At 48.4% G+C, this 24,861-nt stretch carries 24 protein-coding genes; 18 read left to right on the forward strand and 6 right to left on the reverse strand.

All coding sequences use genetic code 11. The features are described 5' to 3' along the window. Window positions 1-26: 26 nt before the first annotated feature. The gene (locus KD909_RS01870; RefSeq protein ID WP_211782190.1) at window positions 27-1,322 is read left to right on the forward strand and encodes an HD domain-containing protein; all 1,296 of its coding nucleotides are present in this window, start codon (window positions 27-29) and stop codon (window positions 1,320-1,322) included. A 22-nt stretch (window positions 1,323-1,344) separates the two neighbouring features. Next, entirely contained in the window at window positions 1,345-2,931 is a 1,587-nt protein-coding gene (locus KD909_RS01875; RefSeq protein ID WP_211782191.1) for a Na/Pi cotransporter family protein, read from the forward strand. Window positions 2,932-2,970: 39 nt separating this feature from the next. Here KD909_RS01875 and KD909_RS01880 read toward each other — a convergent pair whose 3' ends face one another. After that, window positions 2,971-3,159, reverse strand: coding sequence for a 2-hydroxymuconate tautomerase (locus KD909_RS01880; RefSeq protein WP_012727443.1), 189 nt, complete (start codon window positions 3,157-3,159; stop codon window positions 2,971-2,973). 148 nt (window positions 3,160-3,307) lie between these two features. On the opposite strand from KD909_RS01880, the gene KD909_RS01885 reads away from it, so the two are divergent. The 9 genes from KD909_RS01885 (at window position 3,308) to KD909_RS01925 (ending at window position 11,652) form a co-directional block, all read left to right on the forward strand. Continuing rightward, entirely contained in the window at window positions 3,308-4,162 is an 855-nt protein-coding gene (locus KD909_RS01885; protein WP_211782192.1) for a KPN_02809 family neutral zinc metallopeptidase, read from the forward strand. Between the two features lie 94 nt (window positions 4,163-4,256). Further along, window positions 4,257-5,105 carry a MurR/RpiR family transcriptional regulator gene (locus KD909_RS01890; RefSeq protein ID WP_211782846.1) on the forward strand — a complete coding sequence of 283 codons (849 nt, stop codon included), beginning with the start codon at window positions 4,257-4,259 and terminating at the stop codon, window positions 5,103-5,105. Beyond that, window positions 5,102-5,569 carry a GNAT family N-acetyltransferase gene (locus KD909_RS01895; protein ID WP_211782193.1) on the forward strand — a complete coding sequence of 156 codons (468 nt, stop codon included), beginning with the start codon at window positions 5,102-5,104 and terminating at the stop codon, window positions 5,567-5,569. The genes KD909_RS01890 and KD909_RS01895 overlap by 4 nt, the downstream gene beginning before the upstream one ends. A gap of 101 nt (window positions 5,570-5,670) precedes the next feature. Next, window positions 5,671-6,564, forward strand: a complete 894-nt coding sequence (murQ, locus tag KD909_RS01900; RefSeq protein ID WP_211782194.1) for an N-acetylmuramic acid 6-phosphate etherase — start codon at window positions 5,671-5,673, stop codon at window positions 6,562-6,564. A gap of 13 nt (window positions 6,565-6,577) precedes the next feature. Next, window positions 6,578-7,951: a PTS transporter subunit EIIC gene (locus KD909_RS01905; protein ID WP_211782195.1), complete on the forward strand. Its 1,374-nt coding sequence runs from the start codon at window positions 6,578-6,580 to the stop codon at window positions 7,949-7,951. A gap of 60 nt (window positions 7,952-8,011) precedes the next feature. Next, complete coding sequence (locus KD909_RS01910; RefSeq protein WP_211782196.1) at window positions 8,012-9,061, forward strand: DUF871 domain-containing protein; 1,050 nt, start codon at window positions 8,012-8,014, stop codon at window positions 9,059-9,061. A gap of 55 nt (window positions 9,062-9,116) precedes the next feature. Continuing rightward, a complete protein-coding gene (locus tag KD909_RS01915) occupies window positions 9,117-9,620 on the forward strand; it encodes a YwhD family protein (protein ID WP_012727436.1) in 504 nt (167 codons plus the stop codon). Window positions 9,621-9,776: 156 nt separating this feature from the next. Continuing rightward, the gene (locus KD909_RS01920; RefSeq protein WP_211782197.1) at window positions 9,777-11,054 is read left to right on the forward strand and encodes a dicarboxylate/amino acid:cation symporter; all 1,278 of its coding nucleotides are present in this window, start codon (window positions 9,777-9,779) and stop codon (window positions 11,052-11,054) included. A gap of 64 nt (window positions 11,055-11,118) precedes the next feature. After that, complete coding sequence (locus KD909_RS01925) at window positions 11,119-11,652, forward strand: TVP38/TMEM64 family protein (protein WP_074035619.1); 534 nt, start codon at window positions 11,119-11,121, stop codon at window positions 11,650-11,652. On the opposite strand, the gene cls is transcribed toward KD909_RS01925, so the two are convergent. The 4 genes from cls to KD909_RS01945 form a co-directional block, all read right to left on the reverse strand. Further along, window positions 11,628-13,157 (reverse strand): cardiolipin synthase, encoded by a 1,530-nt coding sequence (gene cls / locus KD909_RS01930; RefSeq protein WP_249199057.1) that lies wholly within the window; start codon window positions 13,155-13,157, stop codon window positions 11,628-11,630. The two genes, KD909_RS01925 and cls, sit on opposite strands and share 25 nt — an antisense overlap. A gap of 49 nt (window positions 13,158-13,206) precedes the next feature. Further along, window positions 13,207-13,557, reverse strand: coding sequence for a hypothetical protein (locus KD909_RS01935; RefSeq protein ID WP_012727432.1), 351 nt, complete (start codon window positions 13,555-13,557; stop codon window positions 13,207-13,209). 65 nt (window positions 13,558-13,622) lie between these two features. Further along, on the reverse strand, window positions 13,623-14,807 hold the full coding sequence (locus tag KD909_RS01940) for a chloride channel protein (protein WP_211782199.1): 1,185 nt from the start codon (window positions 14,805-14,807) through the stop codon (window positions 13,623-13,625). Between the two features lie 175 nt (window positions 14,808-14,982). Beyond that, window positions 14,983-15,921 carry an EAL domain-containing protein gene (locus tag KD909_RS01945; RefSeq protein ID WP_211782200.1) on the reverse strand — a complete coding sequence of 313 codons (939 nt, stop codon included), beginning with the start codon at window positions 15,919-15,921 and terminating at the stop codon, window positions 14,983-14,985. Window positions 15,922-16,122: 201 nt separating this feature from the next. On the opposite strand from KD909_RS01945, the gene speE reads away from it, so the two are divergent. The 4 genes from speE (at window position 16,123) to KD909_RS01965 (ending at window position 19,375) form a co-directional block, all read left to right on the forward strand. Further along, window positions 16,123-16,962, forward strand: a complete 840-nt coding sequence (gene speE, locus KD909_RS01950) for a polyamine aminopropyltransferase (RefSeq protein ID WP_012727429.1) — start codon at window positions 16,123-16,125, stop codon at window positions 16,960-16,962. Then, entirely contained in the window at window positions 16,959-17,840 is an 882-nt protein-coding gene (gene speB / locus KD909_RS01955) for an agmatinase (RefSeq protein ID WP_012727428.1), read from the forward strand. Before speE ends, speB begins: the two co-directional genes overlap by 4 nt. After that, window positions 17,841-18,200 (forward strand): Na-translocating system protein MpsC family protein, encoded by a 360-nt coding sequence (locus KD909_RS01960; RefSeq protein WP_031422162.1) that lies wholly within the window; start codon window positions 17,841-17,843, stop codon window positions 18,198-18,200. It begins immediately after the preceding gene. Between the two features lie 218 nt (window positions 18,201-18,418). After that, window positions 18,419-19,375 carry a sodium-dependent bicarbonate transport family permease gene (locus KD909_RS01965; RefSeq protein WP_012727426.1) on the forward strand — a complete coding sequence of 319 codons (957 nt, stop codon included), beginning with the start codon at window positions 18,419-18,421 and terminating at the stop codon, window positions 19,373-19,375. Between the two features lie 56 nt (window positions 19,376-19,431). Here the strand turns inward: KD909_RS01965 and KD909_RS01970 are convergent, their stop codons facing one another. Further along, window positions 19,432-20,184: a homing endonuclease associated repeat-containing protein gene (locus KD909_RS01970; protein ID WP_012727425.1), complete on the reverse strand. Its 753-nt coding sequence runs from the start codon at window positions 20,182-20,184 to the stop codon at window positions 19,432-19,434. Between the two features lie 396 nt (window positions 20,185-20,580). Between KD909_RS01970 and KD909_RS01975 the strand changes: the two genes are divergently transcribed. From KD909_RS01975 to KD909_RS01985, 3 genes are read left to right on the forward strand one after another with little or no spacing between them, the layout of a single operon-like run. Next, entirely contained in the window at window positions 20,581-22,491 is a 1,911-nt protein-coding gene (locus KD909_RS01975) for a polysaccharide biosynthesis protein (protein WP_211782201.1), read from the forward strand. Beyond that, window positions 22,488-23,516, forward strand: coding sequence for an NAD-dependent epimerase (locus tag KD909_RS01980; protein ID WP_211782202.1), 1,029 nt, complete (start codon window positions 22,488-22,490; stop codon window positions 23,514-23,516). The genes KD909_RS01975 and KD909_RS01980 overlap by 4 nt, the downstream gene beginning before the upstream one ends. Further along, window positions 23,516-24,859 carry a phenylacetate--CoA ligase family protein gene (locus KD909_RS01985; protein ID WP_211782203.1) on the forward strand — a complete coding sequence of 448 codons (1,344 nt, stop codon included), beginning with the start codon at window positions 23,516-23,518 and terminating at the stop codon, window positions 24,857-24,859. Before KD909_RS01980 ends, KD909_RS01985 begins: the two co-directional genes overlap by 1 nt. Window positions 24,860-24,861: the final 2 nt, after the last annotated feature.

Genomic DNA, 24,861 nt, shown 5'->3' on the forward strand with positions numbered 1-24,861 from the left:
CATAACGAAACGTAGGAGGGCATGTCATGTACTCGTCTCGAGGACAACTATCCGGATCGAAAGTATTCAAGGATCCGGTACATCGATATATTTATGTTTACGATCACCTCATTTGGGAGCTGATCAATACGAAAGAGTTTCAGCGTTTGCGTCGCATCAAACAACTTGGAACGTCATTTTTGACGTTTCATGGCGCGGAGCACACGCGATTCCATCACTCGCTCGGCGTATATGAAATCGCACGCCAGTTAATCGATCAGTTCCAACAGTACCCGGAATGGGACGACCGCGACCGTGAATTACTGTTGGCAGCAGCGCTTTTGCACGATGTCGGACACGGTCCATTCTCGCACGCGTTCGAACACGTCTTTTCCGTTCGTCATGAAGTATGGACGGAGCGCATCATTTTAGGGGAAACCGAAGTAAATAGGGTTTTATCTGAGATGGGGGTCGGGTTTGCGGAAGAAGTGGCCTCCATCATCAATAAGACGCATCCGAATCGCTTGATCGTCAATATGCTCAGCTCACAGCTTGATGTCGACCGGATGGACTATTTGTTACGCGACGCTCACTTTGCGGGCGTCAGTTATGGAAAGTTTGATTTAGAGCGCATGTTGCGCGTCTTACGTCCGGATGAAGATCAAGTCGTGGTCAAACAGTCGGGGATGCATACGATTGAAGACTATATTATGCGTCGCTATCAAATGTATTGGCAAGTGTACCTTCATCCGGCGACACGGTCGAGTGATCTTCTTTTAAAAGCGATTCTTGAGCGGGCGCAGGAACTCTATGAGAGTGGTTATGAGTTTAACATGACGCCGAAACACTTCTTGCCGATTTTTGAACGCACCGGTATGTCACTCGAACAGTATTTAAGGCTAGACGAGGCAGTCGTCTATTTCTATTTCCAAGAGTGGATGGAGGAAGACGATGCCATTCTAGCTGATCTTTCAAGCCGTTTCGTGAATCGCCGATTATTAAAATATAAGAACTTCCCGGAAGCGAATCGTGTCCGTTATATGGAGCGCTTGCGACAGACGATGGAGACGATCGGGCTTCCACCGACATACTATCTGCTTGAAGATCAATTGAGTCAATTGCCATACGATTTATATAAAGGGCAAGGCAAATACGAGGGGATTTATCTACAGATGAATGACGGGGAGCGAAAAGAGATTTCAGAGGTCTCGATGCTCGTTCAATCCATTTTGAACTCGAGGCAGTCGGACGAGAAAATTTATTATCCGGAAGATGTGTTATTGAATTTAAAAGATTATGCGAATGAAAAATCGTGGATTTTATCGACATTGAAGGACGATTAAACACGCGAAGGGGCGTGACACGATGGAGATTGCGACACTGATTGGTGGAATCGGAATTTTTTTACTCGGGATGACGTTACTGACAGATACGCTCAAAAAATGGGCGGGAACACGATTGCGTCATCGGTTGAATCAATTCACCGACGGCTCTTTGTCAGGGGCGACTCTCGGTGCAATGCTGACGACCCTGTTTCAATCTTCCTCGGTGACGACACTAATGACGATTGGGTTTGTGAGCGCGGGGCTCCTGACATTCACGCAATCGTTACCTCTTGTCATTGGAGCCAATGTAGGAAGTGCGACGACGGGATGGATCATTGCCATCCTCGGCTATAACTTAGACGTGCGCCAGTTGTTTCTGCCGCTCATTGGAATCGGGATGGCGTTTCGTCTCTCTCGTCCACGCCTTCGCCGTGTGGGACTGTTGCTCGTGAGTATCGGTTTGATTTTTGTTGGGATTGGGACACTTCAAGAAGCGATGCGGGATGTCGTCACGTTCTCGTTTGGCTCGGCCGGTGATATGACCGTTCTGCATCAGGCACTTCTGATTGGAATCGGATTGATGATGACCGCCGTCCTTCAGTCATCAACGATTGGACTCGTGTTAACGATGACGGCTCTCGCGACGGCGGCGATTTCACTCCCGCAAGCCGCTTATTTGGTGCTTGGTCAAAGTGCGGGGACGAGCCTCGTCGTGGCACTCGGTTCAATCGGAGGCTGGAAGTCAGCCCGACGCATTGTATTGGGGCATGCCATCTACCACGTGTCAATCGTCCTCATTGGATGGCTGACGTTCCCTGTTCTCTTCGAGGTCGTCAATCGAGTAGCCGATTGGTTCAACTGGAACGACTTATTACGTCTCGCCTTATTCCATACGACATTCCATCTACTAGGTGTGATCTTATTCCTACCATTTTATCAAACGTTCGCACGGCGATTACTGAAGTGGATTCCGAGTCGCTCCGAAAAATTGACACGTCTGCTCGATAAAAACATGTCACAACTCCCGACCGTTGCTCTTGAAGCGGCACGACGTTCCTTACTTGAAATCGAACGTTATTTAGGGAACGAGACCGAGTTGCTCGTCCGTGAGGGACGTCTTCGTGAAGATGAATTGACGCTCGTCGACAAGACGTTGAGCGATGTCCGTGTCTTTTTGAGCACGATACGTCTTGAAGATGAAGGAAAGCAAAATGATTATGGGCAACATCTATCCCTTTTGCATACGATCGATCATCTGGAACGCTGGTTATATGTCTTGCGAGAAGTCGAACCCCTCCACGCACTTCGGGACACGGACTTTTTAGCGGCACGAGAACTCGTGTTGCATGAGCTTGACCTTGTGAATCAACTGAATCATCATACGCCACCAGAGGATTCGAAGCTGTGGAAACAGGCCTCAAAACAACTAGCGGAGTATCGGAAAGCACATCGTTCGGAGCTGTTAGAAGAGACGGCAGCGAACCAATTGGAGATGGACCAGACGATACAAAAAGTACAAGTATTGCTCTGGCTCGACCGTATCGGCTACCACATCTGGCGAGCGACACGTCACTTGATTAAGCCGACCGTACCGAGTGAACGGTTCGACGTGAACCGAGAAGACTAGAACAAAAAACGGACTCCATATCAGGAGTCCGTTCGTCGCTTACTTCTTATCTGCGTGCATCACACCGGCTTGTCCGTAATGTGTCGCATCCATCTCTTCGATGAAGACGGTGATGTTTTCTTTTGGCGCATTCGTCGTTTCGGAGACGGCATCCGTCACCTTTTCGATTAACGCGCGTTTTTGTTCCACGGTACGGCCCGGGAGCATTTTTACAGTTACATAAGGCATGGGTCATTCCTCCTTTGCTGAAGTCTCTTTCATTGTAGAGAATCCCCTTCCTCTAGAAAAGAAAATTCTCATCTACAGAGAAACATGAGCTCACTTTTACCGAATTTGGGGTAATAAACAAGACAGAGCGAATGTAGGAGGAATCGGGATGAAGTGGAAAGGAAGACAACAGAGCCGGAACGTCGAGGATCGACGTGGGCGTAGCATCGGAGGAAAAGGGATTGCCGGGGTCGGGGGTGGTCTCGGATTGATTCTCGTCATCGTCTTTACATTATTGAATGGGGGAAGCCCGACCGATTTCGTCAACAACATCGGAATCGGGGAACCTCAATCGGAGGGGACGTATACGGGAACGGCTCGTGAAGAGGAGATGGCAGACTTCGTAGCGGTCGTCTTGAAGGATACGGAAGAAGTGTGGACAGACATCTTCGCTGAAAACGGGATGACCTATGAAGAGCCGACGCTCGTCCTATTTTCCGGACAGGTTGAATCCGCTTGTGGTATTGCCGGCTCGGCTGTTGGTCCGTTCTATTGTCCTGGCGACCAAAAACTATATATCGATTTGAGTTTTTATGATGAACTGAGTCAACGTTTCAATGCGCCAGGAGATTTTGCGATGGCTTATGTCGTCGCCCATGAGGTCGGGCATCATGTCCAGACGCTTCTCGGGACGACAGAAGAAATCATGCCGCTTCGGAACGAGATGAGCGAGACCGAATTCAATCGCTATCTCGTCCGCTTTGAGTTGCAGGCAGACTACTATGCCGGCGTATGGGCTCATCACGCGCAAGGGTTAGGGTATCTTGAAGCGGGGGACGTGGAAGAAGCGATGAATGCCGCGCATCAGATTGGCGATGACACGCTGCAGCGTCAGGCACGTGGATATGTGACGCCAGACTCGTTCACACATGGGACATCGGAACAACGCATGCGGTGGTTCGAGAGAGGATTTGAGAACGGATCGATTCAAGGTGGTGACACATTCAATACGAACAACTTATAGATCGGGCGTACGCTCGATCTTTTTAGGTGATTGGAATATGGGGAAGGAATCCGCTATCATAAAAGAACAACAGTTGCAGGAAGGGGATGACCAAATGGAATCCTTACTTACGAAAATTGATTTAGCGAAAGAGGATATGACAGCGGTCGAAAAGAAGATCGCCGACTATATTTTGTCCCATTCAACACTCATTCCAAACATGACGACAAAAGAGCTTGCGCAAAAGACGGATGTATCCGAGGCGAGTATCGTTCGTTTCGCACGAGTCGTCGGGATTGATAGTTTTAAAGCGTTCAAGCTCGCGCTCGTGAAAGACTTGGCTGTCACGGAGACGACTCTGACGGACTTTAACGTCCTCCAGCAAAAGGACACGCCGTATGACTCGTTCCAAAAAGTCATCCATGTGAACAAAGCAGCCATCGAGGCGTGCGCCGAAGCGATGGACAAACGAGAACTTGAACATGCAGTGGACCTGTTCGCTCGTGCGAATCGCGTCATCTTTTACGGGGTCGGGGGGTCTTCGACTGCGGCAATCGATGCGCAATATAAGTTCACGAAACTGGGATATGCGGCCACGACCTCTCCCGATTTTCATTATATGTTGTCGCTGATTCCGCATTTAGGAAAGTCTGATGTATTCGTCGCAATCAGCACGTCCGGACGAACGAAAGATGTGCTCGAACTCGTTCGATTTGCGAAAAAGAAACGAGTGCCTGTCATCGCCATCACCAATTTAGATAAATCACCACTCTATCGGGAAGCAGACGTACGACTCTGTACACCGAACGTGGAGAGTGACTTCCGAATCGCAAGTATCGCCTCACGGATGACGCAATTGACGATTATCGATACGTTATACATGGGACTCCTCCACCGAAAAGGAGAAGGGTTGATCGATCGATACGCAGAAGCCCGGGATGAGATGGTGAAATTGCGCCGATGATTCGACCATACACTGCCGAGGATCGACCGGCGTTAGAAGATTTTTTAATGCATCAACATATCTTCGCTCGGTTGAATGAACAATCTGTCGAGATGTTTCGTGACGAGAACGTGGCGGATTTTGAAGCGGATGGCACCGTCAGTCTCATTATTCGTGAAGATGGACGGGTTGTCGCCATCGCGGACCTGTTGAAACGACATCCCGTGGACGGTTCGCTTTGGCTCGGATTGTTCATCGTCGATGAGACCCTTCACGGGACTGGCTTGGCGCAAACGTTATATGAGCAAGTGGAAGAAGAGTATATGCACCCGTATCAAACGGAGTTTCGGTTGGGCGTGCTTCCTCATAATGTTAGAGCTCGCCGATTTTGGGAGCGGAACGGCTATGTATACGAAAAGGATTCGATCACGAATAAGGGTTTGCGCGTTCATGTCCTGAAGAAACGACTCATTCGTCCAGAGTGAGTTTTTCTTTGAATCCGTTTTGAAATTAAATTTCATAAAAATTAAATTATAAATTGACTTTAAACTTCAATATAGTACGATGAAATCATAGAGAAGAAAGGATGGTGGCGATGCTAGATAAATTGGCTACAGAAAGACGGAATGAACGAACGATGCACCTGGACGAGATGTCGATTGAGGAACGATTGACGATTATGAATGCAGAGGATCAAAAAGTTCCTCAAGTGATTCAAGAGCAACTCCCGGTCATCACCCAAGTCGTGGAGCGAGTCATCGCATCCTTTCGTAAAGGCGGTCGCTTGATTTATATCGGTGCAGGTACGAGCGGACGTTTAGGAATTCTAGACGCAGCGGAGTGTGTGCCAACGTTTGGCGTGTCACCCAATCAAGTCATCGGACTGATTGCCGGCGGCGAACGCGCGCTCATTCAAGCCGTTGAGGGAGCAGAAGACAGTAAGGAATTGGCAGTCACAGATTTGAAAGCGCTTCATTTGACGGCGGAGGATACGGTCGTGGGGATTGCAGCGAGCGGTCGAACACCATATGTGGTCGGAGGTCTCGATTATGCACGGGAACTCGGTGCCACAACAGCTTCGATTTCATGTAATCGCGATGCGGTCATCAGTCGACATGCGGATTACCCGATTGAAGTGGAAACGGGACCGGAAGTACTGACCGGTTCAACGAGATTGAAGGCGGGAACAGCACAGAAACTTGTCCTCAACATGATTTCGACGACGTCGATGATTGGAGTAGGAAAAGTGTATCAAAACTTGATGGTTGATGTGCAACCGACGAATGAAAAGCTAGAAGTGCGTGCCAAACGGATGATTGCAGAAGCGACAGGGGTCGACATGGAAACGGCCGCGCGTTATTTTGTGTCATCCAAGGGGCACGTCAAAACGGCGATCGTCATGATTTTAGCGGACGTCTCTTATGAGGAGGCTGTCAAACGATTAGAGCGCGCGAACGGATTCGTACGCGAGGCGCTATAAGGGGGAAATCGAGATGAAGAAAGAAGAGGTTTTAGCACGGGATATCCTCGCACATGTCGGGGGGAAAGAGAACATCCGTCAACTCGCGCATTGTATGACACGTGTTCGACTGACGCTGAAGGATGTGACGAAGGCAGAGATTGACGCATTGAAAAAGATCGACGGGGTCATGGGTGTCATCAATGATGAGACGCTGCAAATCGTCGTCGGTCCAGGTACTGTGAATCGGGTCGCGGATTATATGAGTCATGAGACAGGGCTCGCCATCGGGGAAGAGTCGGTTGATGCGAACCTGACGTTAGAGGAGCGTGCGGCGATTGAACGCCAGAAGGTGAAAGAAAAACAAAAGTCACCGTTCAAACGATTCCTTCGCCGCCTCGGGAATATCTTCATTCCGCTCATTCCGGGACTTGTCGCATCGGGGATCATTAACGGGGCAGCGAACTTTGCCGTCAACGCCGGCGTCGACCGGACAGAAACGTGGATGCAGATTCTACTCGTGCTCGGTAGCACGGTCTTCGCGTACTTAGCCATCCTTGTCGGTTGGAACACGGCAAAAGAGTTTGGAGGAACGCCGGTACTCGGGGCGATTGCCGGGGGGATCCTGTTCAACCCGCTCCTTGCGGACATCGTCATTTATGGGGAGCCGCTCGTCGTCGGGCGTGGTGGATTATTCGGTGTTATTTTTGCCGGTTGGCTCATGACGTATATCGAGAAGCACATTCGTCGCTTCATGCCGGTATCTATTGATATTATTTTCACACCACTCTTTACAGTCTTGATTGTTGGATTTACTGCTTTGTATGCAATCATGCCGGTAGCTGGCGTATTGTCAGACGGTATCATGCGAGGAATCAATGCGACGCTTGAATTCGGGGGACCTGTCGCAGGGGCACTCTTGGCCGGATTCTTCTTACCGCTTGTCATGGTCGGATTGCATCACGGTTTGACGCCAATCCATTTGGAACTGTTGAACACGGTCGGAACGACGGCTCTTCTCCCAATCTTGGCGATGGCCGGGGCGGGTCAAGTCGGTGCAGCGCTTGCCATCTTTGTGAAGACGCGCAACCCACGCCTTCGCAATATTATCAAAGGGGCCATTCCGGTAGGTTTCCTTGGAATCGGGGAGCCGCTCCTATACGGGGTCACGCTTCCGCTCGGACGTCCATTCTTAACGGCATGTCTCGGGGCCGCGGTCGGTGGTGCCTTCCAAGCGACAATGAAGACAGCGGCGCTCGGGGTTGGTGTTTCCGGTCTATCGCTCACACCATTGATTGATAATGGCATGTATTTGACGTACATTGCCGGACTATTGATTTCATATACGGCAGGCTTCCTGTTCACTTATTTCTTCGGTTTCAAAGAAGAGATGGCGGACGGAATTTGACAAACAAAGATGGCTCGAGTCGAGTCATCTTTTTCTCTACTTTCGGAAAGGTGGATTCACATGAGAGGAATTTCGGTTTACTTAAGTGAGGAACTGACGTCTGCGTCCATTGATTGGATCGAACGTATGCGAGAGAGCGGATTTACAAGCATCTTCACGTCGCTTCATATTCCGGAAGACGATTCGACGTTATATACAGGACGACTCGAGCAGTTAGGGACGTTGGCAAGGCGTCTAAAGATGGAACTCGTGGCAGATATCGCCCCATCGTCTCTACAGGCACTCGGTAAGACCTGGGACGATGCGCATACACTGTTGGAGTGGGGCGTCACAGGGTTACGTGTTGACTATGGTGTCACACCGAAACAAGTGGCAGATTTGTCACGACATATGAAGGTCGCCCTCAATGCGAGTACGCTCACGGAAACGGAGCTTGAAGAGATGCATCGGTATGGATTACAACGAAAACGCGTAGAAGCGTGGCATAATTTTTATCCTCGTCCGGAAACGGGGCTGGACCGTACATGGTTTGATGAAAAAAATCTTTGGCTCCGGTCAAAAGGAATCAAGGTACAAGCATTCATCCCTGGAGATGAACGGTTACGCGGCCCCCTTCATGAGACATTACCGACACTCGAGATGCACCGCCACCAATCTCCGTTTGCGTGTTATATCGATTTACAAGCGACGGTCGATCGAATCTTGATTGGGGATCCTTGTATATCCAATCAGACGATGCGACAGTTTCGGGAGTACGACGAGGGCGTCATCGTTCTTCGAGCGACTATACGAAATCATGATGATTCGCTTATAACCAGTCACACGAATCGGATGGACCCAGCCCGGGACGTCATCCGTTCGGTCGAATCGAGAGCGTATGGACGACCTGGGGACCATTTGATTCAACCGCGAGATACAGAAGAACGAGTGCTCGGCAGTGTCACGATCGACAATGAACGTTACGGTCGTTATGCAGGGGAACTGCAAATAACGAAGCGGGATTTGCCGGCAGATGAGCGCGTCAATGTCATCGGAAGAATTATTGAAGAAGATCGTTCATTAATCCAACAGATCGGTCCAGGGGGGCGCTTTCAAATCGAGTGGGTATGACTCAGGATTGCCACCATCCTATATCATTGTGTACAGTAGAGAGGGAGGGTGGAACATGAAAGACATTAATTTTAATATTATTTCAGACGATGCGACGGACGGACACGGTGGTTTTGGTGTCGGTTCGCTTAGTTTAAATAACATGTCTCCGGTCATCATCGATGTCGAAGAAGGCGTTGCAACAATCGATATGGGAGCGATGCACGCCAAGTCTGCCATCGAGAAACGGATTAAGTTTTTGACGGACCCGGAAGCGGTACCGAACGGGAAACCGTATTGGATCGTGTGGGTGACGGTCGGTCGAAAACCGGAAGGCTTTTATTATGGCGGCGTCGCGGCATGTGACATGTTAGTTGACGTGGAAGCGAGACGGGGTTATAAATTATTACCGTATCACGTTAATCAAATGGATAAATCGTTAAAGGGTCGGATTTTAATCGACATGATGGACGCTCCGTCCCGCGATGTTTTAGCGAACTTCTTACAAGAACATCGCCCTGAGATTTGGGCAAACTCGACTGAACTTCATGCAGAGCTCGAGCGTTTAGACGCTGAGTAAAAAGATTGGACGAATTTTCGTCTCCAATCTTTTTTGTTTCAAGTTTTTGGGAATTTCAAGAGATTTTGTAACTGAAGAGATATTCAGTTGTAATTGTATGAAAATTCAGTATTATGATATACTGACTACATTGTGAAAAAAAGAAAGGGTGATACGATGAGCGAAACGAAAAAAATCTTAATCGGTCTCGCGCTAGGTGTTGTTGTTGGTCTCGGATTGGCGGGCTTGCCGGATAATGTTTATGAGATTGTGAATCCGTATATTTTATCTCCGGTCGGAACGATTTTTTTGAATTTAATTAAAATGTTAGTCGTACCGATTGTCTTCTTCTCAATTATTTTAGGCGTCATGGGTCTCGGGGACCCGAAAGAACTAGGTCGAGTCGGGTCGAAGTCGATTCTGTTCTTCTTAGTTACGACAGCGCTCGCAATCATGTTAGCGATGGGTGTCGCATCCGTCTTACAGCCAGGGGAGCGTGGGGACTTCCAAACGACAGGTCTTGAATTTGAATCAACGGCGACCGAGGAATCGTCTAATATCGTACAGACATTCGTCAATATGATTCCAACGAATCCGATTACGGCACTCGCTGAAGGAAACATGCTTCAAATCATCGTCTTTGCGGCATTGATTGGCTTCGCTATGATTGCCCTTGGGGATAAGGCGAAAACGTGGCGTCAATTCGTCAAACAAGGTGATCGCATCATGATGTATTTGATTCATCTTGTGATGAAGCTCGCTCCATACGGCGCATTCGCATTGATTGCTTCGGCGATCGGAGGCATCGGTCTCGACGCGGTTGTCGCGATGGCGTGGTATATGATTGCCGTCGTTTTGACGCTATTCTTACATGCAACGATTGTCTACGGGGCAGCGGTTTACTTCATCGGGAAGATGAGCCCAGTCTTCTTCTTCAAGAACTTCTATGAGGCGATGACGTTCGCGTTCTCGACTTCTTCGTCAAACGCGACGCTTCCAGTATCGATGGAAGTCGCACAGAAAAAACTCGGTGTGCCGCGTTCGATTTCGTCGTTCGTACAACCACTCGGGGCAACGGTCAACATGGACGGAACGGCGATCATGCAAGGGGTTGCGACGATTTTCATCGCGCAAGTGTTTGCAGCTGATCTAACGATGACTGAGTTGTTGACAGTCGTCATCACGGCGGTCCTCGCTTCCATCGGTACAGCGGGTGTACCGGGAGTCGGACTCGTCATGCTTGCGCTTGTGCTTCAGTCAGTCAACTTACCTGTAGAAGGAATTGCCCTCATCATCGGGGTCGATCGAATTCTTGATATGCTTCGAACGGTAGTCAATATCACGGGGGATGCGGCATGTGCGGTTGTCGTATCGAAAACAGAAGAAAAACATCTACCACCAGTCGATGAAGACTCGTGGGATGAAACAGGTGCGACCTCTTCATCATCGCTATGATATAGTAAAGGGCCATGACAAGCGCGTCATGGTCCTTATTTTGTGAATAGAAAGAGTGATTGTTATGGAATGGGAACTGCTCCCGCTCCCTTTATTTTTGATGATCAGTATTTTACTGAATAGTGTGATTGCGGTCGCCGGTGTCCTCCCTAGTGCTTTTTTGACAGCCATCAATGTGAGTGTCCTCGGTCTCGTGCCGGGCATCCTCGTATCGATTGTCGGGGAAGCAGTTGGCGCCGTCGTGAGTTTCATTCTTTATCGGAAAGCCCTACACCGTTATGTTTCCCCGAATGGTAGCCGATTTCAACGGCTTCGGGAGTCCGAAGGAGCCGAGGCTTGGTTTCTCGTCCTCGGGATGCGTCTTATGCCATTCGTTCCTTCTGGTCTCGTCACGTTATCGGCGGCGTTCAGTCGCATGACCCTCGCCTCGTTCGCAGTAGCAAGTACGATTGGAAAGATTCCTGCCTTGATTATGGAAGGACTGGCGGTGACGGCAGCGATGCAGTTAACGATTGGATGGCAATTGTTTTTAGTTGGTGTCGTCGCCATGACGTATCTTGTTTGGCGAATGCGTCAAAGGAGTGGCGAGAAAATGTGACAAAACGCTTCGACGAAACGTTTGCCGGTCGTCTTTTTCCGCAACATGGTCCAATCGATTAAAATGGATTCTTCAAAGTCCTTCAGGAATGCCTCGTGCAGTTCTTGAATGGATGTAGTATCGAATTGGGCAATCATCATCTCGTGGTTTAGAAACATACTACGAAAATCGAAGTTGGCTGATCCGACGAGGGCAACTTTACCATCAATCAGGAGCGTTTTCGCATGGATGAAATGGCGGTTGTATTTATAAATTTTGATATTGCGCTTCAACAGTTGTTCAAAATAATACTCGGTCGCATGAAAGCTGAACCATTCGTCTCCTTTGCCCGGTACGACGATTCGGACATCGATGCCGCTACGACCTGCGACTTCGAGAATCGCCAACAATTCAGGTGGAGGGACGAGGTATGGGGTGGTGAGCCAAATTGATTCTTTGGCATCCATCAACAGACGCATGAGTCCATCGCGAATCGTGACGTCTTTACCAGGTGATGTGACGAGTAGTTGTGTCGCTCCGTTTTGCCCTTTTGGTTCATTGACAAAGTACTGAGAGAGGTGCTTTTCATCTGCGAACAGATCCCACGTTTCATCACTCGTCCCTTGTCCTGCGTATAGCCAGTTCTCGACAAAGAGCTGCTGTAATTCTCGGACGAGCGGACCTTCGAGACGGAGGTGGGTGTCACGCCAGAAACCGAGTTTATCATTCTTCCCAAGATATTCATCCCCGACGTTCAACCCGCCTGTTAACGCGATTCGCCCATCCACGACAATCAGTTTTTGATGGTTGCGGAAGTTGGCGTTAAACACGAGGTATGGATGTAAGACAGGGTCAAACGCCTGAACGTGGACACGGGACTCCCGTAACGGTTGGATGAACTCTTCCCCGATTTCTTGACTGCCAAGCCCGTCATACAGAAAGCGGACAATGACATTTTCATTCGATTTTTGGATAAGGGCGTCTCTAATTTTTAACGAAATGTCATCCGTCCGAAAGAGATAGTATTGGATGTGGATGTGATCGGTTGCAGAGTTGATGGCGTCTAACAATGCATCGAATTTTTCTTCCCCGTTGACGAGCAGTTTAGTCGAGGTATGAGCGTCCGCACCCGTGGCCCCTAGTTTTTCGAGTGTCCGTGTCAACGGAAAAGAGGACACGACGTCAGGTGAGGTCTCGATTTTCTCACTTTCGATTGCTTGCCGTAGCATCCGAATCTCTGATGACGTCCGTTTGAAGCGTCGATGACGGCGGGGAGTGCGTCCGAACATGACCCATGCCAAGACGCCGATGAACGGAATAAAGAAGACGGTCAGTAACCAGGCGAGCTTTCCTTGAGGTTGTACTTGGTCAAATAAAATCTGCCATCCGACGACGAGCGGTGCGACGATGGCAATCCCGATTAGTACGGGTATGAGGACATCAAGCCAAAACAAAAGACCGATAAGCAAGATGACACTGATGACCATGATGATCAGTTGAATCACGCGACGTTTCAAGCGAAACACCACCTTTCCAGTAACGATGAAAAACGAGGGGAGATGCCCCCTCGTTTTTCTAGTACACGCTGTTCAAGACAGCGTTGATTTCGTCCGCATAACGAACGAAGAAGTACACATTCACTGCGAGAGAGAACAAGACGAGGAAGAGACCAAACTGTGCTTTGACCCGATTCCGATTCCAATAGTAGAAGACGGACAAAAGCACTGCCAGTCCCACGAATAGAGCGATGACTTCAACGATTCCCCAGACGATATCCTTGGATAAAAACATGTCGACGATTGTCATGATGACATAGATGAAGACGACAATCCCCATAATTAAGACTAAAATAGCTAAAATGATGCTAATCCAATCCGAGCTAACTGCGTCAATTAGGTTTTCAATGGCCATTTCATATTCGCTCACAACCGTTCCTCCTTTCGAGAGAGTGCATAACTATTCATCTCTTACCCTTTTTTTCATATCTAAAATCAAGGTTTCGTTGGCGCGTGAATGAACGAAGGGAGCGGAATTTTTGAGACAATCGCAACGACTGCGAATACATAGAGCCAACTATTCGGCGGGAAAAAGAGAACGAGTAATACGATGATGGCCAACGGTTGTCGCATCGCCGTCGCGAGTAAGGCGCTCGTCGTCAAGACGACGGAAAACGTCATATCGATGTCAAACAGTAAACTGAAAAAGTAACCGAGCGTGAATGAAGAAAAAAGAAGAGGATAGATGTGCCCGCCACGCCAACCGGTCGCTAAACAGAATGCGGTAAAGAGCAGTTTCAGTACACTAAACAAAAGAAGGGTGTAGAGCGGAATCAGACGCCACTCGTCGATATACTCAAGGATGGTTTCTTCTCCGGAGAAGAGAAGGTCCGGGTACAAGAGCGCCATCCCACCGATTCCGACTCCACCGAGCGTGGTTAGCAACAAGATGGGGACGTTCGAAAAGAGTTGCATCATGGCATGCTCACTGATTAAGTAAAGCCAGCCGAGAAGAATGCCGCTCAGGACGATCAAGATGACGGTCCAATTGAGTTGAATTGCTTCCAGCTCCGGAAATTTGATAATGAATGGTGGACGCTCGTCCAGTTGGTTCAATAAATAAAACGTTCCAATCCCAGCGAGTGTCGCCAGCAGATTTAGCATCGGTTGTTTCTTCTGCTCGTTCTCCTCAGCCGCAATCGCACCAAATAGTGGCGCGTTGAAGACAATCCCGAGCACGACGGCATGACCGACTTCTTGTAATTCACCTAACTCTTGACGAACATAGCGGATTCGCTCGGAGAACCATGTCGTGAGTCCGCCGACGATGCCGACGAGCGCGGCCTCAGGACCGAGGCTTGCACCTCCGATGAGAACGAGGAGGGCGGTCAATGTTGTGAATCCAATCAAGCGATAGTCGATACGACCGGTATCTTTTCGTTCTTCCATCACTTCTGGCATGAGACGAGGCATTTGCCCATACCGACGTTGCAACAGACCGATGCTTACACCAGCGATGACCGGTACGAGAAACAGATAAAACGGAATATCAAATTGCTCAGGTACCGTATGCCATACAACGTGAATCCCTTTATAAACGACGGACAAGAAAAGCCAACTTACTAAACCGATGATGATTCCTAGTACGATTGCATAGCCACTGACAATCCATGATTTCATCTACATATCCACCTCTTTCGCTCCCGTCAACCTTCTATAATATGCTATCTCCTGAACATCTCTGAACGAAACCTAAAAGTAGATGAAACAATAAGGAAGTGATCATAAGGGACCGGTAAATGAAAAAACACAGGATGTCGACGAGGTCGATTCCTGTGCTTTTGAACGTGATGACTTATGCGATTTCAATCTTGTATTGATTAGCAGGAGCCGGTTTTCCGAAGAAATATCCTTGCGCTAAATCGAATCCGAGCTCACGACAGACATCTGCCTCTTCCATACGTTCTACGCCCTCAGCAAGAAGAGTGATCCCCATCGAGTGGGTTAACGCACGCACTTGTCTGAGGAAAGCGCGTTTTTCAGCGTCTTCATCACAAAACGAGATATAGGAACGGTCAATTTTGACATAGTCCGGTTCGAGTCGCTTCAACATGTCGATGGTTGAGAAGCCTGCCCCGACATCGTCTAGCGCGACTTTCATCCCCCGCTTTTTATATGTTGAAAACACGTGTTGTAGATGGTCGACGTCATGTACCTTCTCCGTCTCTACGACCTCAAAGATAAAACGGTCCGGGCTGAGGTCATATCGGTCGATAATATCGAACGTGTGCTGGAGACAATAGTCCGGGTTGTAAATCGTCGAGGGTAAGAAGTTGATGAATGTCTTTTGGTGAGGGGCGACGGCTTCAAATGTCGCTTTGATTGCTTCCGCGCGGGCGCGTTGATCGAGCTTTGAATGAAGACCGAAACGATTTGCCGTCCGGAATAAATCATAGGGCGAGATGTTGGCGCCGCTACGGAGGAGTGCCTCATACCCGAATGTTTCCGTAGAATCGAGGAAGATGATTGGCTGGAGGTGACTCTCGAACGTGCCATGCTGAATCTGTTCAATGATGTGCCGATTGGCAAGCTGATCCTTTAACACTTCGACCTCAAGCGGCGGGGTCTGACCGTTTGATGCAGAATCGACACAGTATACCGTTCCCTCCGCTTGCGAGAGAAGTACATCTAGTTCATCAAACGATGTATAGGGGTATTCTTTTAATGTTGTGACGAGTGTCCCTTGAGCAATCAAAGGGATGGTTATGTTACAAGAAGCGCAGGGTGACCACATACTATTCCACCTTTCGATACAGAATTGGTTCATTCAGTATATCGGTCGTATCTCACAAAAAACTCACATTCCGGAGACATTCATCAAAAAAATCGTGCAAAATGGGTACAGGTTTTGTATACTTCCTATCGTATGATTAAGAAGCGCCTCAAAACGCCACTCGCATACGAACAACTTTTTGAACAGAAAGGGGTTCTATCGATGGACCAAAAATTAAAATTATGGTTTACGGAGCACCAAACAGAAGATTACGGGATTACGTTCCGTGTAAACCACGTTTATGAGAGCGAACAAACGGAGTTTCAACGACTAGAGATGGTCGAAACGGACGAGTTCGGAACGATGTTGTTACTTGACGGGATGGTCATGACGACGGATAAGGACGAATTCGTCTATCACGAGATGGTCGCACACGTCCCACTCTTTACACACCCGAATCCGAAGCATGTGCTCGTAGTCGGTGGGGGAGACGGCGGTGTCATCCGTGAAATTATGAAACACCCATCAGTAGAAAAAGCGGTTCTCGTAGATATCGACGGGAAAGTTATTGAATATTCGAAGAAATACTTACCAAATATTGCGGGTGAGCTCGATAACCCGCGTGTTGAAGTCATCGTCGGTGACGGATTCATGCATATCGCGAAGTCAGAAAACGAGTACGACGTCATTATGGTCGACTCGACTGAACCGGTCGGACCAGCAGCCAACCTCTTCACAAAAGGGTTCTATGCAGGGATTTCAAAGGCGCTCAAAGAGGATGGCATCTTTGTGGCTCAAACGGATAACCCATGGTTCACACCAGAACTGATTCAAACGGTTCAACGTGACGTGAAGGAAATCTTCCCAATCACGAAATTGTACACAGCAAACGTACCGACGTACCCGAGCGGCATGTGGACGTTCACAATCGGTTCGAAGAAATACGATCCGGAACAAGTATCAGCGGAGCGTTTCCATGACATCGAAACGAAGTACTATACGCCGAAGCTTCACAATGCAGCGTTCGTTCTTCCGAAATTCGTGGAGGACTTAACAAAATGATTAAGCGTTTCGATGAAGCCTACTCAGGTAAAGTGTTTATCGCCAGCCTCCCAGAGGTGACAGAGGCGAAGACGGTTCTTTACGGGATGCCGATGGACTGGACAGTCAGCTTCCGTCCAGGTTCGCGTTTCGGTCCGAACCGGATTCGTGAAGTATCGATTGGACTCGAGGAATACAGCCCGTATTTAGACGGTGACTTGGCTGATGCCGCGGTGTACGATGCAGGCGATATCCCGCTTCCATTCGGGAACGCACCGAAGTCGCTCGATATGATCGAGGCGTTCGTCAAAGATGTCGTCAAAGCAGGTAAGTTCCCACTCGGCATGGGTGGCGAACACCTTGTCACATGGCCGATCATCAAAGCGATGCACGACGTGTACGGCAACGATTTTGTTATCCTCCACTTGGATGCGCACACGGACCTTCGAGATGAGTATGAAGGCGAGCCGCTCTCACACTCGACTCCGCTCAAAAAAGCGGCAAACTTGATCGGACCATCGAACTGCTATTCGTTCGGAATCCGTTCAGGGATGAAAGAAGAGTTTGAGTGGGCTCGTGAAGTCGGCTACAACATGCATCAATTTGAAGTGATCGAACCACTCAAGCGTGTCTTACCGACACTCGCTGGTAAAAAAGTATACGTCACGATCGACATCGACGTCCTCGACCCGTCAGCGGCACCAGGGACAGGGACGCAAGAAATCGGCGGCATCTCAACGAAAGAATTGCTCGAAGCGGTACATGCCATTGCGAACGCAGACCTCGACATCATCGGTGCCGACCTTGTCGAAGTGTCACCAGCATACGATCAGTCAGACATGACAGCCATCGCAGCAGCTAAGATTCTTCGTGAGATGATGATTGGATTCGTGAAGTAAATGCGGAAAAAGGGTCAGCTGGAAATGGAACTGAGCGCTCGGATTACCCAATGGGAAAAAGAATATTTGGGTCGCGGGTCATTGACGTGTAAGGCAGACCTGCTTCGAGACCTCGCCATCGTCACACTCCAAGGCGTGTTGACGCCGGCCGAGTATGACTTGGCTACTAAGTCGTCAGGTCGCGAGCAATTGAAGAAATACCGCAACAATCTCGTCGAATCAGGACGGAGTCAACTCGAAACGATTGTCGGGCAAGTACTCGGTCGTTCGATTGTCTCGCTCCATACGGACATCAGTACGAAAACAGGGGAGCGTCTCATCGTGTTCCGACTAGATGCCCCTTGGGATCAAACCGATTGACAACGAAACGGCGACTTTTTAAAATGATAGGCAGAGACGTATATAGGAGCGACTGGACGAGTCATGATGAAGCGTGCTTTCGAAATCTTATGACGGAGCTACTGACCAATTCAATAAACCGACAGTTGTCGGCCTGACGGAGCGATTATTCGAGCCGTCGGCATACAGCGCACGCCTTCTTTAGGTGTGCGCTTTTTTGTCGCCAAGGAGGAAGATGTATGGAATTGTTTTTATTTTTATTGACGAGCGCCCCGGTACTACTGTTTGTGACGGGCGTCATCGCCGCAGTCGGAAAATCAAACTTAAAGATCCCGGATTCATTGAGTACGACGCTCAATATTTACTTACTGCTTGCTATCGGACTGAAGGGAGGCATGGGACTCGCCTCGGTATCTTTTGAAGACATCGCATTACCGCTGACCGTGACGCTGTTGATTGGGATTTTGCTACCGCTTCTCGCATTCTATGTCGGAGGAATGTTCAAATTCTCATTCCCTGAGCGAATTGCCATGGCTGCGACGTTCGGCTCGGTGTCACTCGTCACCTATGTGGCCGCGTCGACACAGCTCGAGCGTCTCGGGATTGCGTACGAGCCGTTCATGACAACACTAGTCGTCGTCCTTGAAATCCCCGGCCTGATTGTGGCGTTACTGCTGTATAATCAGACACACGTGATGGGAATCACGGCTACGTCAGGGAAGGCGAACTCTCTATCTGTGCTACGGGAGAGTTTGTTCTCGAAAAGCATCCTCTTGATGTTTGCAGGTCTGATTGTTGGACTGGTGACACCAGACGCCACACCGCTCAAACCATTTTTCGTCGACTTGTTCCCAGGCGTGTTACTCCTTTTCTTATTAGGTCTAGGGGTAAAAGTCGGACAGCAATTGAAAACGGTCCCGTCATATGGACTGAAATTTATGATGATGGGGATGGTGTTTCCGTTAGTCGGGGCGCTTGTCGGCTTTATTGCAGCGGGAATCGCCAATTTATCTGACGGCGGAACGATTCTCTTGATGACACTCGCAGCGAGTGGATCGTATATCGCCGCTCCCGCCATGTTACAAGCCTCGGTCCCAGAAGCGAAACCATCGTTTTATTTAACCCTTTCGCTTGCTGTCACGTTCCCGTTCAACCTGTTAGTTGGAATCCCGCTATACATTGCGATCGTCACATGAAAAAAGCGTCGACTCGAAAAGAGTCGGCGCTTTTTGTATGAGTTCATCTGTATGGATTACTGTTTTACTTTTTGTTCCTCCATACATTTTAAAGCAGCCGTCCAGCTTCCGAATAAGGCATTGATTGTCGATGTACTTGGAACATTTCGACCTTCAGCCCATTTCCGGTAGTGGAGGATACTAAAATGTGGTAGCTCTGTTTTGGCTAACTGCAAGGCATCAATGACATCTTCCTCATCCCATTTACGTTTCGGAGGAGCGATATCCAAGACAAATAGCGCATAGCTCCATGATCCGTATTTGCGAGCGATTGTCGCTACCGTCGGATAGCCTTTTTCCTGTGCCCAAACGGCGTAATGTTGGGACGTGAGACGCTCTAACTTTTCGGAGGCTTCAATCAAGGCTTGAATGATCCGTTCTTCATTGTTCCGTACCGTTGTCGTTTGAAGCTTGGCTTCACGTAACGCATTCGACCACGAACCGAACCGGCTGCTGATCAGCGTCAAAGAAGGGGCTTGCGAGATTTTTGCCCAGGCACGATACGTTTGGCTCGTGAAGAGTTCAAGTTCTTCTGATGCCTCAATCAGTGCCGTCAAAATATCTTCATCTGAATAATAGCGATACAACATCTTAATCTCCGCCGCTTGAACGGCTTCCCGCCAAGAACCAAATTTGTAAATCACGGTCGATAGGGAGGGGACGTCTTTGTTTCGGGCCCATAGTGTGTACTGTTTTGTGTCAAATTCTTCAAGTTCATTCGCTGCTTGTCTTAGGCATGAGAGGATCTGTTGCTCTGTCCATCGTTTCATCGTGATGTCTCTCCTTTTCAGAAGCAAGTCGTGGCTTCAAAGGTCATGGTGTGGTTAAACAATGGTGGTCCTGAAGGAAAGCTAGAATATGTGTCCGGTGACGAGATATGAAAAGGGAGGAACCTGAATCGATTGACTACTTTGGGAGAATGCGACATTCGCAAAATCTCAAAGTGAAAATAATCCAAATGTCCTACCTTCTACTTCCCATAATACCCATATAAATTAAAAATATTCACAAAAGAAAGTAAAAACTCATTACACATTTGTTAAACCGTTTCATGACGAAATGTCATTCGTATCAAAAAGCTATTCTTTTCTTTTGGATTGTGAATCTTGAACGGGTACTTATCTAGCATCAACTCGAAGCTGATTGGGATGGAAGGTGGTGAAAGGATGAGTACTCCAACTGTTCGGTCTCCCATTGATCGAAAAAATGCGCTCTTGATGTTACTCGATATCACGATTGCAGGGCTCGCGATTTTCGTGACGTTTGACCTATTCTTTGCAAATGATCCGACGGTAACATCTGACCCGCTAGATTTGATCACGATCCTCGGATTGAAGACGCTCGTTCTTCTCATTTTAGGATGGGTGACTCGGGTATACCGAATCGACTGGCGATACGGATCGATGCGTGAATTGCAATTACTGGCGATTGTGTTGGTCATGAGTGACACGTTCGTCTTATTCGCATCATACGTATTATTGGATGGCTTTTCCTATCAAGCGATTTTTATTCAAAGCTTACTCGCATTTAACGGCATGTTATTTATCCGACTCGTCGCTAGGACACGATCGTTTTTCCAATTTCACGCACCGGTGTCGAATGGAAAAGCTACCTTGGTCATCGGTGGTGGGGAATCGGGTCAAAAAATTATTAAAGAACTGAAAGAACATCGAACGAATGTGCTACATGTGGTCGGGGTGTTGGATGATAATCCAATGCTTCACCGTCTCTACATTCACGGGACACCGGTCATCGGTTCAATCGATTTACTGGAACGAAAAATTGAAGAATTGGATATCGAAGTGGTTGTGTTGGCCATTCCTTCTCTTCCTTACGGAGATCGGGTCCAACTTTTGAAACGAATCGAGAAAACAGGCGTTGAATCCCATGCATTGCCAATGCTTGCGGAACTCGCATCCGGAAAAGTCTCATTAAATGAGATTCGAGAAGTGGCCATCGAAGATTTGCTCGGCCGTGAACCGGTTCAGCTCGATGTTTCGGAGATTTCTCAAACGTTGAGTGGATTAACCATTTTCATCTCCGGTGCAGGAGGCTCGATTGGTTCAGAGCTTTGCCGTCAATTGATGAAATTCAATCCTGGCAAACTCATCCTGTTTGGACATGGCGAGAATAGCATATATGCAATCGATCGCGAACTCCGCTTACTCGGGTCTGATACAGAGATTTGTCCCGTCATCGGTGACGTCCAAGACCGGGCGCGGGTGACGGAAGTGTTTGATCAGTATCGTCCGGACGTTGTCTATCATGCGGCAGCTCACAAGCACGTTCCGCTCATGGAAGACAATCCGAGAGAGGCAGTGAAAAACAATATTTACGGAACGAAGAATATGGTCGAAGCCGCCGATTTCTTTGAAGTGAAGCGGTTCGTCATGATCTCTACGGATAAGGCGGTCAATCCGACGAACGTGATGGGTGCCACGAAACGAGTAGCAGAAATGATCGTCCAACAGCAGGCACGACATAGTGAAACGACATTCTCGGTCGTTCGTTTCGGCAACGTTTTAGGAAGTCGTGGCTCCGTCGTTCCGCTCTTTAAAGAACAAATTCAGCGGGGCGGACCGATTACGGTGACGCATCCAGAGATGACCCGATACTTTATGACCATCCCGGAAGCGAGTCGCCTCGTCATTCAAGCGAGCGTGCGCGCAAACGGCGGCGAAGTGTTCGTACTGGATATGGGAAATCCCGTCAAAATCGTCGATCTCGCGAAACGGATGATTACGCTAAGCGGCTTCACCCTCGAGCAAATCCCGATTCAGTTCAGTGGCATTCGTCCTGGTGAAAAATTGTTCGAAGAACTGCTTGCGACGAGCGAACATACGAATCAAGTATATGAAAAGATTTTCGTCGGGTGTACAAGACCATTTAAATCGGTCGATCCAATTTTAAAAACGATTGAATATCTACTTGATCAATCGAACGGTCTCACGTCTTTCTTGTTGTTTGTCGCAAATAACGAACTGCCAGAAGAAGTGATGGAGAGTATTTTTGCGCCACAAATCGAACCGGTACGGATGCGAGTCAACGAGTCAACGCAAAGGAGGAAGTCGTTATGAAAAAAACAGTTCTCGTGACAGGAGTGGCCGGGTTCATCGGTTTTCATCTGGCTCGACGGTTGCTAAAAGAAGGACATCATGTCATCGGAATCGATGTGGTCAATGACTATTACGACCCGAGATTAAAAGAATCAAGACTTCATGTGTTGACGCATCCTCGTTTCAAACTCTATCGTGATGCCCTAGAAAATAAGATGGCGATCACGCGTGTCTTTGAAAAAACCCAACCTCAAATCGTGGTCAATTTGGCGGCTCAGGCCGGTGTACGCTACAGCTTAGAAAATCCGGATGCCTATATTCAATCCAACATCGTTGGTTTCTTGAACATCTTGGAGGCTTGTCGTTCCTATCCAGTAGAACAGTTGATTTATGCCTCATCGAGCTCGGTTTACGGTTCGAATCAGGCGATGCCATTTTCCGAACAACACCCGGTCGATCATCCGCTATCCTTGTATGCGGCTTCGAAGAAGGCGAATGAGTTGATGGCTCATACGTACAGCCATTTGTTCGGTCTGAAAACGACAGGCTTGCGATTCTTCAGCGTCTATGGGCCATGGGGACGCCCCGATATGGCACTATACAAATTTACGGAGGCGATTTTAAAAGGCGAGCCAATCGACGTCTACAACTACGGTGAGATGGAACGAGATTTCACATACATCGACGACATCATCGAGTCGATTGTCCGACTTATGGATATCGCACCGTTGGCAGATGAGGAGTTTGACTATGAACATCCTCTACCTGACCGGAGTGACGTTCCGTTTCGTGTCTATAACATTGGAAATCAGCAACCGGTATCTTTGATGGACTTTATTCGGACGATCGAAGAGCGAGTCGGGAAAAAGGCCATCCTCCGCTTGTTACCACTTCAGGCGGGAGATGTACCCGCGAGTTTTGCCGATTCCTCCTCTTTGTATGAATCGATTGACTTTCAACCACAGACGTCGATTCGCGATGGCGTAAACGCGTTTATCGACTGGTACATCGCCTATCATCAAGTGTTGAAGGAGGGCATCGAGTAATGGGGATTTTACAGGATCGGATTTATGCACACTCACCGATTCGCCTCCAAAATTGGCTGGTTTCCTTATATGGAATCAAGTTATATCGGGAGCGATACGGTCAGTATTATGAGCAGGAATTGGAGCGACTGAGACGTGCTCCAAATGAAGCGTCACCTGATGCAAAACTCAATCATTTGAATCAATTCCTACAGTTTTGTAATCAACACAACGTGTACTATCAACGACTCTTCAAAAAACACGGGGTTACCTTACCCTTAAAGAGCTTAGAAGACTTTAAGCGGATCCCTCCTTTAGAGAAAGAGACGCTTCGAACGGATGAGACCATCTTTTCTGACCTTCATGCCCCGATCATCGGCATGACGGGCGGGACGACGGGGAAATCGATTCAGGTTCGTTTCACCGAATACGATTATCAAATGCGAATGGCGCATCTCGATTTTTTTAAAGAACAACATGGTTTTCGCCGTGGGATGAAGCGAGCTAGTTTTACAGGACGGATGATTTGTCCAGGTAATCAAAAAAATGCGGTGTATTGGCGGTACAATGCCCCGATGAAGCAAATGCTCTACTCGGTCGTGCATTCGAATCCGACAACGATTCCACACTACATCGATTCGTTGAACGAATTTCAACCGGCCGCACTCGACGGTTCACCTTCCGATATGATTGAAATCGCAAAATATTTGAAAACCCATCAAAAGACGTTATCGTTCCGACCGGTGGCTTTATTTCCGACCTCGGAGACGCTCACACCATCCGGACGCTTGTTGTTAGAAGAGATGTTCCAAGCGCCGGTTTACGATCAATATGCTTCTTCGGAAGGGGCTCCTATCGTTACGGAGTGTGAGTGCGGGAAGATGCACTTACGTCCTGAGATGGGAATCATCGAAACGGATGCATTTGGAGAGGCGCTCGTCACCAGTTTCACGACGCACGGAACACCGCTGATTCGCTACCGCATTGGCGATCGGATGACCCTCAGTGAAGCGATGTGTCCATGTGGACGACAGGACACCATTATCGAGTCAATCGATGGTCGTCAAATGAACTATGTTGAGACGCCGGAAGGCTATAAGGTGTTTGAAGGAGATTTGACCGCAGCGGTTGGCGTGCTGCCGAACTCTATTATTCAGATTCAAGTGTTGCAACACAAAATAGACGAGATTGAGATGCTGTACGTGAAGGATGAAGCACGATTTGAGCCTGAACATGAAGTCGCGCTCCAAAAAGAAGTCGAGCGTCTGTTTACTTCACGAATGAAAGTTCTTTTACGAGATGTGAAAAGCATCAAGAAAGAAAAGAACGGAAAAGTCCGAGTCGTGAAACGACTCTACACTTAGCG

The sequence above is a fragment of the Exiguobacterium sp. PFWT01 genome, assembly GCF_018255795.1.
Taxonomy (GTDB): Bacteria; Bacillota; Bacilli; order Exiguobacteriales; family Exiguobacteriaceae; genus Exiguobacterium.